A 12991-nucleotide genomic window follows, 5' to 3' on the forward strand; every position below is an offset into this window, starting at 1 on the left:
GTGCCCGACAGGGCCGGAGCCACCCGCGGCTCAGGCTCCCCGCACCGCTCTCGCCAGACGCGTGGCCGCAGCCGCCCTCGGTCTGCTGTCCGGCGGCCGTCTCCGCGGATGCACGGTGTTGGCCAGCAGGACGAGGAACGTGTCCGTCGCCGGGTCCAGGACCAGCGACGTGCCCGTGAAGCCCGTGTGGCCCGCCGCTCCCCTGCCCGCCAGCTCGCCCATGAACCACGGCTGGTCCACGGCGAAGCCCAGGCCCGGCGGGGTCAGCAGGAGCTCCACGAAGTCGGGGCCGAGGATGCGCGCGGGGCCGTACGCGCCGCCCGCGAGCAGGGCGCGGCAGAAGACCGCGAGGTCGTGCGCGGTGGAGAAGAGGCCCGCGTGGCCCGCGACGCCGCCGAGCCCCCACGCGTTCTCGTCGTGGACCGCGCCCCGCAGCATACCCCGGTCCGCCTTGGCCCAGGGCCGCCGCTGGTCCTCGGTGGCGGCCGCGCCGGGGCAGGGTCCGAAGGCGGTCGCCGTCATCCCGAGCGGGCGGGTGATGCCGTCCTCGATCAGGACGTCGAGGGGGCGGCCGGTGATCCGCTCCAGGACGAACTGGAGCAGGAGCAGGTTCAGGTCCGAGTAGAGGTACCGGCCGGGCTCGGACGAGGGGGCCTCGGCGCGGAGCAGGGCGAGGCGGGCGGTGCCGTCGGGGCAGTCGTACAGCGGGAGTTCGGGGCGCAGCCCGGAGGTGTGGGTGAGCAGCTGCCGCACGGTGATGCCGTGTGCGGCGGCCGCGGTGAACTCGGGCAGGTAGGCGCCGACCCGGGCGTCCATGCCGAGGGTGCCGCGCTCGATCTGCTGCACGGCGGCGACGGAGGTGAACAGCTTGGTGAGGGAGGCCAGGTCGAAGGGGGTGTCGACGGTCATCGGGACCCGCTCGGCGGGCGGCAGTTCGACGCCGGTGTCGGTCTCGGGGTCGTAGGAGGCATGGCGGACGGCCCAGCCGGCGGCCTCGGCGACGGCGATCACGGGGCCGCGTCCGGCCAGGACGACGGCACCGGCGGCCCAGGGACGGGCTCCGGTGGTGAGGGCGTGTACCTCGGCGGCCAGGTGCTCGAGCTCCGTGGGGTCGAGCCCGGCCCGCTCGGGTGTGCCGGTGCGCAGTCTCGGTGCGCTCAGTTGTCGTCTCCCTCCGACCCCGCACGTGTGTTCCAGGGACGGCACATTCCCATGAAGCAGGCCGCCGCCACCAGTGCTCCCGCCAGTTGGACGATCGCCATGGGGACGGCGGTGTGCTCCCCGGCGACGCCGACGAGCGGGGAGGCGACCGCCCCGACGAGGAAGGAGGTGGTGCCGAGCAGGGCGGAGGCGGAGCCGGCGGCGTGCCGGGTGCGCAGCAGGGCGAGGGTCTGGGCGTTGGGCAGGGTGAGGCCCATCGCGGACATGAGGACGAACAGGGCGGCGGCGATCGGGGCCAGGCCGACTTCGCCGAGGGCGCCCGTGGTCATCAGCAGCAGGGCGGCCGCGGCGAGCACGATCACCGCGAGGCCGGCGGCGAGCACCTTGTCCAGGCTGACCCGGCCCACCAGCAGCTTGCCGTTGACCTGCCCGGCGATCATCAGTCCGACGGAGTTGAGGCCGAAGAGCAGGCTGAAGGTCTGCGGGGAGGCGCCGTAGATCTCCTGGACGACGAACGGCGAGGCGCTGATGTAGGCGAACAGCGCGGCGAAGGCGAAGCCGCCGACGAGCATGTAGCCGGTGAAGGGCAGGTCGGCGAGCAGGCCGCGCATCGCGCGCAGGGCCTGACCCGCTCCCCCGCCGCTGCGGTCGGCGGGCGGCAGCGTCTCGGGCAGCCGCAGCCAGACGAGCGCGGCGAGCGCGGCCCCGACCGCGGTGAGGACGACGAACACGCCCCGCCAGTCCGTCACCCTGAGGACCTGCCCGCCGATCAGCGGCGCCACGATCGGCGCGAGCCCGGAGATCAGCATCAGATTGGAGAAGAAGCGGGCCATGGCGTCGCCGTCGTAGAGGTCGCGTACGACGGCCCGTGCGATGACGATGCCGGCCGCGCCCGCGAGGCCCTGCGCCAGCCGGAAGGCGACGAGGGTCTCGACGTTCAGCGCCACCGCGCACAGGGCGGTGGCGAGAAGGTAGACGGCGAGGCCGGCCAGCAGCGGTCGGCGGCGGCCCCAGCGGTCGCTCATCGGGCCGACGACCAGCTGCCCGAGCGCCATGCCGGCCAGGCACGCGGTGAGGGTGAGCTGGACGGTGGCGGCGGGGGCGTGCAGGGAGCGGGTGACCTCCGGCAGGGACGGGAGGTACATGTCCATCGCGAGCGGGGGTGTGGCGGTGAGGCCGCCGAGGACGAGGACGACGAGCAGGCCGGTGCGGCGGGTGGCGGCCGAAGGCGATGCGGCTATGGACTGGTGCTCCGTCTCCGGTGTCGCCGCGTGCTCGGGCATGCGTCCGTCCCTCCCTTGGTGAAACAACCGCCACCCATGCTCTCAGCTCGTACACACTGCCGAGGTACGCACGAGCGAGGACGGGGCGGCCGGGACGGAGACCGGGGCGCCAGCTAACCGTATGGCGGACACCGGATTCCGCATCGCGGAGTTCCCGCCTACGCTGCGGAACCATGACTGACACGCAATCGAAGATCGCGGTGGTGACCGGCGCCGGTTCCGGCATCGGGCGGGCCGTCGCCCTGGAGCTGCTGCGCGGCGGCTGGTCGGTGGCGCTGGCCGGCCGGCGCACCGAGACGCTGGAGGCGACGGCGGCACTGGCGCCCGGGGCGCCCTGGCTCGCCGTGCGCACCGACGTGTCGCGACCGGAGGACGTCGAGGCGCTGTTCACGGCGACCGTGGAGCGGTTCGGGCGCATCGACCTGCTGTTCAACAACGCGGGGACGTTCGGCCCGGGCGGGGTGCCATTCGAGGAGCTGCCCTACGACGCCTGGCGGCACGTGGTGGACACCAACCTCAACGGGGCGTTCCTGTGCGCACAGGCGGCGTACCGGCGGATGAAGGAACAGGCCCCGCAGGGCGGCCGGATCATCAACAACGGCTCCATCTCCGCCCACACACCCCGCCCGCACTCGGCCGCCTACACCGCGACCAAGCACGCGTTGACCGGTCTCACCAAGTCGCTGTCCCTCGACGGGCGGCCGTACCGGATCGCGGTCGGACAGATCGACATCGGCAACGCGGCCACCGACATGACGGCCCGGATGCAGACCGGGGCGCTGCAGGCGAACGGGGAGATCGCCCCGGAACCGGTGATGGACGTGGCCGACGTGGCGCGCACGGTGCGGCACATGGCCGAGCTGCCGCTGGAGGCGAATGTGCAGTTCGTGACGGTACTGGCGACGGCTATGCCCTATATCGGGCGGGGCTGAGGCGAGAGAGGGAGCGGCCGGGCGCGGGACGGAACGCGGGGCGGAACGCGGGACGGAACGCAGGGCGGAACGCAGGGCCCCGACTTACACAAACGGAGTTTCAACGTCCGCACTATTGCGGCCGGTCGGCCGCATATGCTCAAATTTCCTCCACGAGAGCTTCACAGTTGGAGCACGGAGGTTCCGTAGCCACACCGAGGGGGGAGTCGGCAGCCGTTCCACCGGACCGGAAGTTGGGGGTGGACCTCGCGAGGGACCGCGAGGTGCGCACCGGTCGGTGGAACGGCTGCCGCGGCATTTCCGCGGCTCGGTGACTCAGCGCCGGTGCCGTCCGGACCCGCTCTCCGGTTCCGGTGCCGCCGCGGCCGTCCTCGTCCGGGTGAGGCGCCGCCGCAGCGCCCACGCCCCCGCTCCCAGCAGTGCCACCGTGCCGGCGGCGCCCTCCGCCAGCCGCCAGGTCGAGGGGTGCCCGGACGCCGAGCCGGGAGCCCCGGCCGCGGCCCGGGCCGTCTTCCGCGTGGGCGCCTGGCTCGCGGCCGCCCCGCCCTCGCTGACCGGTTCGACGAGCGTGCCCACCGCCTGCGCCGAACGCCCGCGCCCGAAGCCCCAGTCGAGCAGCGCGGCGGTCTGCTCGTAGACGGCGTTGCTGCCCTCGGCGGGATGCATCACGGTGACCAGCAGGGTCCGGCCGCCGCGGGTGGCCGCACCGGTGAAGGTGTTGCCGGCGTGGCTGGTGTAACCGTTCTTCACGCCGATCAGACCCTCGTACGTGTCCAGCCCCCACGCCCCGGTGAGCAGGCGGTCGGTGTTCTGGATCTGGAAGGTCTTCTTGCCGCCCGCCGGGAAGTCGGCGGTCCTCGTGCCGCAGTAGCCGCGGAAGTCGTCATCCTTGAGGCCGTGCCGGGCGAACAGCGTGAGGTCGTACGCCGAGGAGAGCTGCCCCTTGTGGTCGAAGCCGTCGGGGCTGACCACATGGGTGTCCAGGGCCTGCAGGTCCGTCGCCTTGGCCTGCATCTCGGCGACGGTCTTGGCGACGCCGCCGTTCATGTGCGCGAGCACGTGCACCGCGTCGTTGCCGGAGCGCAGGAACACGCCCTGCCACAGCTGCTCGACGGTGTAGGTGATGCCGGGCTTGATGCCGACGAGGCTGGAGCCGGCCGGGATGTCGGCAAGGTCCGCGTCGGTGACCTTGTACCGCTCGGTCCGCCCGAACCTCTTCAGCACGGTGTCCGCGAACAGCATCTTCAGCGTGGACGCGGGTGCCAGGCGCCGGTGCGCGTTGAACGCGGCGAGCACCTCGCCGCTCTCGCAGTCGGCGATCAGCCACGAGCGGGCGGACAGCTTCTCGGGCAGACCGCCGGCGCCGCGCACCTGGACTCCGGTACGGGCCAGCTGCTCACCGCCCACGACGGTCGGGGCGGAGGCGGAGGCGGGGGTGGCCGCGGACAGGGGGAGGGCGGCGGCCGTCAACCCGAGGACGGCACGCCGGCTGAGCCGGGAACATTCACGCACCCCGGGACCGTACACCGCATCCAACAGGCGTTTCCTCGCAGGAGGCCCTCTGCGGCGGAGGAATTTGCTGTCTTATGAAAATTTGATCACTTACCCCGCTTTCTCAGCTCTGACACATCCTTTACCCAGTACCTCATCCCGACGCTCACCGCCCAGGAAAACGTCGAGACGGCCCTGGTCCCACTCGGCGTCAAGCCCGCCGAGCGTCGCGAGCGAGCGGCGCAGGCTCTGCGCTCGGTAGGCCTGGGCGAGCGCCTGACACACGTCCCCTCCGAGATGTCCGGCGGCCAGCAACAGCGGGTCGCCATCACCCGCGCGCTGGTCAAGCGACCGAAGGTGCTGCTGGCCGACGAGCCCACCGGCAACCTCGACGAGGGCACCCGCGACGACATCATGGCCCTGCTGGAGGGCCTGTGGCGGGAGCACGGGCTGACCTTCGTCATGGTCACCCATGACTCCTCCATCGCCCGCCGCGCCCCGCGCCTGGCCACCATCGAGGCGGGCCGGATCACGCTCACCGAGCAGAGTGTGCGCGCCTGGTGACACCGCTTCCCCGAGCGGGGCCGCTCACCGTCCGAGAATCCGGTCGACCTCGGTCAACTGCTCGGCGGTGAGCGGCCCTTTCGCGATCGCGCCCGCGTTCTGCTCGGCCTGGGCGACCGAACGGAACCCCGGGATCGGTACGGTGCGCGGGCTGCGCGCCCACAGCCAGGCGAGGGCGCCCTGGGCGAGCGTACGGCCGTTGCCGGTGAGGACGGACCGCAGCGCGTCGACGCGGGCGATCCACTCCGGGTCCGCACCGGACCCTCGGTCGAAGCCCTGCAGCCAGGCGGGCGGCCTGCTGCGGATGTCTCCGGCCTCCAGTTCCCCCCGCTGCTTTCCGGTGAGCAGACCCATCGCCAGGGGGCTGCGGTTGATGCTGGCGAGGTTCAACTCCTCGCAGAGGGAGATGAGTTGCGGCGCTTCCTGCAACACGTTGAGCGCATGCTGTACGGCAGCACAGTGCTCCCCCTGAGCGAACACGGCGGCACGGGCGGGGTCGTCGGTGCTCCAGGCGTAGGCGCGTATAAGACCTTCCTCGACGAACTCCTCGCAGACATCCCGCAGTTCGGCCGCCCGAGCCGGGTCCGCGTCGGACAGGTGCAGCTGGTAGAGGTCGACGTGATCGGTGCCCAGACGCCTGAGCGACGCGGTCAGCGCGCGGCGGGCGTACTCCGGGGTGTCGTCGGTGCCGGTGAGGGTGCGGGTGTCCGGGTCGAAGAGGTTGCCCCACTTGGTGGCGAGGACGACCTGGTCCCGGCGCTTGCCCAGCGCACGCCCCAGGACCTCTTCACTGTGCCCGGTGCCGTAGACATCGGCGGTGTCGAAGAAGGTGACACCGAGGTCGAGCGCGCGCCGAACGGCCCGCACGGACTCCTCGTCGTCAACCTTCCCCCACCCGAGCGGCTGCCCATCGGCGGCCTGCCATTCACCGCCGATGGCCCAGCACCCGAACCCGAGGGCACTCACTTCGATACCGCTGCGTCCCAGTGTCCTGCTGGTGCTCTCCATGCGGCAGAACGCTAGAAGTTGAAGCGCACACGAAGACAAGCCCTCGTACGGCTCGCTATGCCTGCCCGGTCTCGAACCGGGAGATCCGTCCGTCGTCCTCGACTTCGAAGTGCCACTTGGTGCGCATCTCGCCCCAGGTGTCGTTGCGGTAGCTCGCCACGAGGTCGCGGCCGCCCCGGGACTCCTTCTCGACGTCCATGTGGCCGTGGGAGGAGAAGATCTCCCGGTCGATCCACTCGGTGAGGTCGCGGTCGGAGCCGTCGTCGGACATCGTCGCGCCCGGTGCAAGGAGGTTCAGGAAGCCCTCGCGGTCATGCGCATTGACGGCGCTGACGAAGGCCCGGACGGCAGGATCGCTGAGCTTGGCTGGCTGAATCGTCATGGCGCCAGGCTCACACCGCTCCCTGGGACCCGCCACCCGAACGCCTGCCAGGACGGGCCCGCGGGTGTGAGGGATGCGACGGTGGCACGGACTCGCAACGGGACTCGCAATGGGATTTGCAATGGACTTTGGGACTTGCAATGGACTTCTTGGGCGCTGACGGGAGTGACCGTGACCTGCTACGACCGACGTGATCTGGGCCTGCTGCTGCTCCGGCTGGGGACCGGCGGGCTACTCGCCGCCCACGGCACGCAGAAGCTGTTCGGCTGGTTCGGCGGGCACGGTCTGGAGGGCACCGGCCAGTTCATGGAGTCCGTCGGCTACGCGCCCGGCAGAGCGAGCGCAACCGCCGCGGGCCTGGCCGAGGCGGGCGGCGGCACACTGCTGGCACTGGGCCTCGCGACCCCGGCAGCGGGCGCGGCAGCGGCCGGCGCGATGACCGGGGCCTCGGCGGTGCACAAGCCCAACGGCTTCTTCGCCCAGGAGGGTGGCTACGAACACGCAGCGACCCTGGGCCTGGCCGCGGCCGGCCTGGCCATCGCGGGCCCCGGCCGCCTGTCCCTCGACCACGCGTCCGGGCATGTTTTCGACCGGGGGTGGATGGTGCCGTTGGCGCTGGGAGTGACGGCGGCGGTCACGGCGGTGGTGGTGGGGGCGCGGAATCGGCGGGTGCTGGAGCAGCGGGAGGGGCAGCAGGAGGTGTTGTTCGAGGATTAGCCCGTCCGGGGGATCCGGGGCATGCCAGGCTGAGGGGCATGAGCGATCCGGACACCTCCGCCGACCTCTGGCCGACGATCGACGAACTCTGGGACCGCCTGGAGGCAACCCGCCGGCACGCCGGCCCGGAGGGCGTACTGCTCCGCATCCTGAAGTTGTCGGAGGAGGTCGGGGAGGTGGCCGAGGCGGTGATCGGGGCCACGGGCCAGAACCCGCGCAAGGGGGTCACCCACAGCTGGGAGGACGTCCAGGGCGAGCTGTGTGACGTGGCGATCACGGCACTGGTGGCGTTGCGGACGTTGACGCCGGAGGCACGGGAGGTCTTCGAAGCGCATCTGAAGGGGGTACGGGAACGCCCACTGGCCCCGCCGGCCTGAGCACAGCCCCCCCGGCGCTCAGCCGACGAGACGCCCCCGCAGCCGAGCCAGAGTGGACACGTCGAGACCGAGACCGCTGGTCAGGAACGCTCCGAAGCTGCCGTAGTCGTGCACGGCCTGGTCCCGGAACGCGGCGAGATAGTCGCTGCGCACCTCCTGAAGCGGTATGAGCAGGTCGGGATTCTGCAGGTAACCGGCTGCCTTGAGCTGGTCCCGCAGCGCCTGATCGGAGGCGGCGCGCAGTTGGTTGGAGAGCAGATAGTCGCTCTCGGCGGTAGCCGCGGGAACCCCCACGGCACGCAGGATCGTGTCGGCGAGAACTCCGGTACGGTCCTTGCCCGCCGAACAGTGGAACAGGACGGGCTCCGTCGAATTCGCGACGGTACGGATGGCGGCGCCGAGGGCTGCCCGGTTGGCGGAGTTGGTGACGAAGCCCCGGTAGAGGGCGCGCATCCGCTCCTCGGCCTTGCCATCGCCGAGCATCGCGTTTTGGTACACCGGGTCCTTGCTGCGGACGACCTGCCCGATGAAGGCGAAGAGGCTGGTGTCGTCGACCGGTTGAGGGACGGAGGTGACGCCTGCCGGGAGCCGGTCGGTTCCGTCGGCCTGCACCTCGGTGGGGGTGCGCAGGTCGATGACGCTGCCGAGCTGCAGGTCACCCAGGGCGGTGACACCCTCCGGTGGGATCTTGGCCAGACTCTCGGAGCGGTAGAGCGTGCCCCACCGGGTGGTCTTGCCGTCGTAGGTGCGGTAGCCGCCGGTGTCGCGGGCGTTGACGGTGCCGGGGATGGTGAGGACGCGCTGGGTGGAGAGGGACTGGGGACCGTGGGCCGTCCGTGCGTGGGCCGTTGGCAATGCCTGCGCGGTGACGGGGGCGAGGGGGCCGGCGAGGGCCAGTGTGAGGGCGATTGCGCCGGCGGTGCGTGCTGTGGGTCTCATGTGAGCGCCCCTTCCTGGGAGGAGGGGCGAAGCTAGCGCTGGGATCTTGAGAGCGGAATACGGGTGCGCGGGGAGCGGCATACCGAGCTTCGATGGCCGGACGCCCCAGCCTGCATCCTTGGGCCGGAGCGCGGTTCCCTCACGTACGGAGCTGGGCGTCATCCCTCTTAACAGAACGCCGTGAAGTCCAGGGTTCTTGCGGACGCCGAACCTCCCCTCCTAGCAGGGAAGGCCCCGATCTCTGCTACAACTAGCGCGTGGATCTGTCCCTTTCTGCCTCAGAATGCCGCCTGTTGCGCCATCTCGCCTTGGCGGACATGCCGTACACCGACCAGGAGGTGACCCCGGTATCCGTGCGAGGCCTGGACGAAGCGGATGTACAGGATGACGTGCGGTCGCTCACCTGGAGAGGGATGGTGGCAGCCGACGAAGGCCGCCTCTCGATCACCCCACTCGGCGCAGCAGCGCACTACGCGTCCGAGGCCGAGCAGCTGGCCGCCCGCCTGACCGATGTGTGCACCTTGGCTGACGAACTTGAGCGTCACGCGCCGGCCCTTGCCCGCGAAACACATGCCGTACGCCAAGTCGCCCAAGGGGCATGGTCGCTAGAGCAGGCCGTGCACTTCGCCTCGAACGATCCGCCTGGGCAGCCGGATTGACGACGTCCGTACGTCTCGGCTGGCTCACCATGAGTCACATGAGTTTGTCGGACTCGTCTCCCACACCGAAGCTGGGGTTGGGCATACGGCGGCGCGGCTTTCGCGCCTTGGGACCAACGGGCAGGATTCCAGCCTTCACCAGGTCGGATTCGGTGATCAGGGGACCGGCCACGATGCGCTCCAAAAGATCCCGTTGAACCGGTTCCAGCTCCACCAGCCGACGCAGCACCGAAAGAAGTTCCATGAGCTCCGTCGACCACTCTGCAAGCCAGGCCTCGGCATGGACATCGTCCAGGGGGCTGGTCTTCCTGCTGTTGGGCTTGGCCTTGCGGTAGCCGAACCACTTCTTGACGATCTGCATATCGCCCACGTCATACGCCCAGACCTCGGGCGGCACGGGACCAAACTGCCCGGAGCCCAAGTGAAGGGTCTCCGTCATCTCGGCGTACTTGATCTCCGCGGGGAGCACCTGCCCCACGGCCTCTTGGTAGCGAACGCGGCGCGGATCGCCCTGGGGGTAGCACACGTCCCCTGCGGGCCTGCCGAGTTCGGGTGCGGCGTAGCGCTCTCCGTACGTCGAGGCCCAGAGCGATTCAGAGCCCACACGGACAGCCTCGTTCCACAGGTGCGGATCACGAGTGAGTGGTAGACGCACGCCCGGTGTGAGCAGTTCACCGGTGAATTGCTCGGTGAACCCGGGATGCCCAGTGACCGCCATAGCGTACGCGGCCAGCTCGTGCACGGTGACCTGCGGGACTCCCAGCTCGGTGGCGAGGTGGATGAGGAAGCCGGGCGGTACGTTGGGAGTCCCGTCGGGGTGCAGGATGGGCATGGCCTTGCCGCCCCGCCCATTGAAGTGATGCGTGTCCGGCAGGAGAGCCGTGGCGACGACCGCCGGTCCCGAGTCGATTTCGTGTGAGGACTGCTGGTTGAGGAACAGCTGGCCCGGCTGGAGCGACTCCCACAGATCTGGGCGCGGAAAGTCGATGACGCGACTGTCGGCGATGAGCCATTGGCGGTCGAAGCTGCGCATTCCGATTCTGATCAGCGCGGGCTCCACCGCTGCTTCTTCGCCTATCACCACCGTATGTTCGGCGCAGCCAGGCAGAGGCTGGGTCCTCTTGTCCAAAGTGCGGTCGCGGGTCTCCTTGAGTAGCTCGGCTTTCTTGGACGGGTTCCGCTCCGAGATCAGGTGAGCCCAGCGCCGCTGGAGGATGTCCCGATCCGGGCCGTTCACCCACGAACGGTTGGCCGTGATGCCCAGACTTCCCCAAGGGAAGAGGTCGCTCAGTTCTGGATACTCCGCCCAGCCGGTGCCCGTATCCGGACGGAAGGGCTGGGCAGCCTCAGAATGCGCATCCTGCCAACCGCCATCGTCCAGGCGGATGTCTTTGAGCTGACGGTACTTGGCGGCTCGCTTGCCCTCGACCGAGCGGTAGTGAATACGTGCAGGTTTATGCGGATCGTGGTCAGTGCGCCGGACGAAGATGCAGATCGCCAGCGGCTGGGCAACGCCCGGGAAGATCCGGGTGGAGACATCCGGGCGGTGGCCCTCCGGGGAAACGTCGATGATCCAGCCCTCGTCGCACGTACGTCGCAGGTAGTCCCGCATACCACGTCCGCCGGGGCCGCTGGCGAATCCGGAGGGCGTGATGAAGCAGATCACGCCGTGCTGGTCCTCGTCGTGTGCGTCGAAGACCTTCCACGTCGCCCAGCGCCAGAAATAGATGTACAGGTTCTTCAGGATGTGCTCGTAGCGCCCGTTGCCCGGCCACTTGAAATCATCGATCGGCGGCGCACCACGCCCTACGGCTCCGCTCTCGATCCATCCGCCGCGCCCCTTGGCCTTGTCGTCGTACGGCGGGTTCCCGATCACCACGGTCACCGGAGTGGTGGCCTTCACCTTGTTCGCGCGCTTCCGCGACTCTGATATCACCCCGTACGTGGAGGCCAGAGACTCCTCTGCCAGGTAGGGGTTGTCCAGCGTGTCCGTGACGTAGAGCTGCAAGCCCTCCCTAGGCTGCTCTGCACGGTGGCGCTTCAACAGGTCGGAAGTGCGCAGCTCGGCCACCGCAAAGGGGCCCATCTGAAGTTCGAAACCGACCAGGCGGCGCGCGAGACCGCTGATAGCGTCCGGGACGGCACCGAGACCCGTATGCTGCCCGGTCCACTCGGCCACATGCTCAATGATTGCGTGGAGGTAGGTGCCCGTCCCCATGGCCGGATCGACGATGCGCACGTCCTGGCTGGCATAGCCCTGCGGCCGCTCCAAACGCGAACGCAGCACGTCCTCGGTCAGGCGCACCATCTCTTCCACGACCTCGCGCGGGGTGTAGTACGAGCCGCTCTTCTGCCGCAGCTTCTCGTCGTACACCTCGAGGAACGACTCGTAGAGATGCAGATAGGCATCGCGTCGACCCTTGCGGATGGAGTCCCAGCGCACCGCGTCAATCACGCGAACGAGCAGGTCCAGTGTGACGTCGAAGCTCTCGGTGACGTTGTCGGTCAGCAGTTGAAGGGCCTTGCCCATCAAGGCGTGCCCTGCATCGAGCTTGCGGCCGATCTCGTGCAACCCGGTGTCCGTCAGGCGCAGATCCTCCGTACGGGCGAGCAGCAGCGCGAACGTAACGGCCTGGGCGTAGCCGTCAGCGAATGTGGCATCGTCGGCCGTCGGGAAGAGGAGCTTGCGCCAGTCACCCATTAGGCCCGTGAACCGGAGATCCTGCGGGCGCGCCCCATCGGCTGCCGCGCGCCGCTCAGTCTCCAGTTGCTCCAGCACCGCGGCACGCAGCAGCCGACATAGTGGAGCAATACGCCGCACCAGCACGGAGACTTGGCGAATCTCCTCGGGATACCAATGCAGGAAAGTCTGCAACAGGGCGTGGAACGCGTCCGCGGAAACGACCTTCAAGTCTGCGCCGGCTCGATCCAGATCGCCTTCGAAGATGACGGGGTCGCCAACTGCCGCACCATGCCGGAACAGCCGCCATTCGGTGCCGTTCGTATAGAGAAGGTTCGGCAGGTCACGCAGGCGGTCCCACTGCTCCTTGTTACGGCCGGTGAACTTGCCCGGGTCAACGCTCTGGCCTGGCCTCTTGATCTCGACGTAGCCGATGATCGCGCCGTGTACCTCGACCGCGTAGTCGGGGCGCACTCCAAGGTCGGGCAGCGGCGTCTCCGCGTGCCACAGAACGTCCTGCAATTTGTACTGGGCGCCTGCGGTCTGCAGCAGCTTCTCAAGCGGCGCGCGGATAGCGAACTCGGGCCACCCAGGACCGTCGAGCAGCGCCTTGCTCGATGCGCCGAAGACCGACACGGCCTTCGCTAACCACTTCCGCTGGCTCTCCACCACGTCGCGCGCCCCCGCAACATCGCACTCATGATCCTGCTGGAAGTATGACAGGGTGGCCACGATCATGAAAGGCGCAGCGCGATCAACCGGGCTTCCCTCAAAGCGAGATGAGACCCCACTCAGGAC

General features: G+C 69.5%; 11 protein-coding genes and 1 pseudogene. 5 read left to right on the top strand and 7 right to left on the bottom strand.

The genetic code is table 11. The features are described 5' to 3' along the window. Positions 1–30 precede the first annotated feature (30 nt). Positions 31–1206 carry a serine hydrolase domain-containing protein gene (locus ACZ5DS_RS02875; RefSeq protein WP_468233265.1) on the bottom strand — a complete coding sequence of 392 codons (1176 nt, stop codon included), beginning with the start codon at positions 1204–1206 and terminating at the stop codon, positions 31–33. After that, positions 1158–2444 (bottom strand): multidrug effflux MFS transporter, encoded by a 1287-nt coding sequence (locus tag ACZ5DS_RS02880; RefSeq protein ID WP_468233267.1) that lies wholly within the window; start codon positions 2442–2444, stop codon positions 1158–1160. Before ACZ5DS_RS02880 ends, ACZ5DS_RS02875 begins: the two co-directional genes overlap by 49 nt. A gap of 173 nt (positions 2445–2617) precedes the next feature. Between ACZ5DS_RS02880 and ACZ5DS_RS02885 the strand changes: the two genes are divergently transcribed. Beyond that, positions 2618–3376: an SDR family oxidoreductase gene (locus tag ACZ5DS_RS02885; protein ID WP_468233269.1), complete on the top strand. Its 759-nt coding sequence runs from the start codon at positions 2618–2620 to the stop codon at positions 3374–3376. Between the two features lie 315 nt (positions 3377–3691). Here ACZ5DS_RS02885 and ACZ5DS_RS02890 read toward each other — a convergent pair whose 3' ends face one another. Next, a complete protein-coding gene (locus ACZ5DS_RS02890; protein WP_468233271.1) occupies positions 3692–4888 on the bottom strand; it encodes a D-alanyl-D-alanine carboxypeptidase family protein in 1197 nt (398 codons plus the stop codon). A gap of 132 nt (positions 4889–5020) precedes the next feature. On the opposite strand from ACZ5DS_RS02890, the pseudogene ACZ5DS_RS02895 reads away from it, so the two are divergent. Next, positions 5021–5431, top strand: a pseudogene (locus tag ACZ5DS_RS02895) (ABC transporter ATP-binding protein); the annotation flags it as partial. 24 nt (positions 5432–5455) lie between these two features. Here ACZ5DS_RS02895 and ACZ5DS_RS02900 read toward each other — a convergent pair. Both ACZ5DS_RS02900 and ACZ5DS_RS02905 read right to left on the bottom strand, forming a co-directional pair. Further along, on the bottom strand, positions 5456–6439 hold the full coding sequence (locus tag ACZ5DS_RS02900) for an aldo/keto reductase (protein WP_468233273.1): 984 nt from the start codon (positions 6437–6439) through the stop codon (positions 5456–5458). A gap of 55 nt (positions 6440–6494) precedes the next feature. Continuing rightward, positions 6495–6821 carry a nuclear transport factor 2 family protein gene (locus ACZ5DS_RS02905; protein WP_468233275.1) on the bottom strand — a complete coding sequence of 109 codons (327 nt, stop codon included), beginning with the start codon at positions 6819–6821 and terminating at the stop codon, positions 6495–6497. 171 nt (positions 6822–6992) lie between these two features. Here ACZ5DS_RS02905 and ACZ5DS_RS02910 point away from each other — a divergent pair, with 171 nt between their 5' ends. Next, positions 6993–7538 (top strand): DoxX family membrane protein, encoded by a 546-nt coding sequence (locus tag ACZ5DS_RS02910; RefSeq protein WP_468233277.1) that lies wholly within the window; start codon positions 6993–6995, stop codon positions 7536–7538. A 38-nt stretch (positions 7539–7576) separates the two neighbouring features. Next, positions 7577–7915, top strand: coding sequence for a MazG-like family protein (locus tag ACZ5DS_RS02915; RefSeq protein ID WP_468233279.1), 339 nt, complete (start codon positions 7577–7579; stop codon positions 7913–7915). An 18-nt stretch (positions 7916–7933) separates the two neighbouring features. On the opposite strand, the gene ACZ5DS_RS02920 is transcribed toward ACZ5DS_RS02915, so the two are convergent. After that, complete coding sequence (locus ACZ5DS_RS02920; RefSeq protein ID WP_468233281.1) at positions 7934–8854, bottom strand: tyrosine-protein phosphatase; 921 nt, start codon at positions 8852–8854, stop codon at positions 7934–7936. A 257-nt stretch (positions 8855–9111) separates the two neighbouring features. Between ACZ5DS_RS02920 and ACZ5DS_RS02925 the strand changes: the two genes are divergently transcribed. Then, positions 9112–9513, top strand: a complete 402-nt coding sequence (locus ACZ5DS_RS02925) for a hypothetical protein (RefSeq protein ID WP_468233283.1) — start codon at positions 9112–9114, stop codon at positions 9511–9513. Positions 9514–9547: 34 nt separating this feature from the next. Here ACZ5DS_RS02925 and ACZ5DS_RS02930 read toward each other — a convergent pair whose 3' ends face one another. Further along, complete coding sequence (locus ACZ5DS_RS02930; protein ID WP_468233284.1) at positions 9548–12931, bottom strand: type ISP restriction/modification enzyme; 3384 nt, start codon at positions 12929–12931, stop codon at positions 9548–9550. Positions 12932–12991 lie beyond the last annotated feature (60 nt).

This window comes from Streptomyces sp. NPDC031100 (assembly GCF_055570785.1).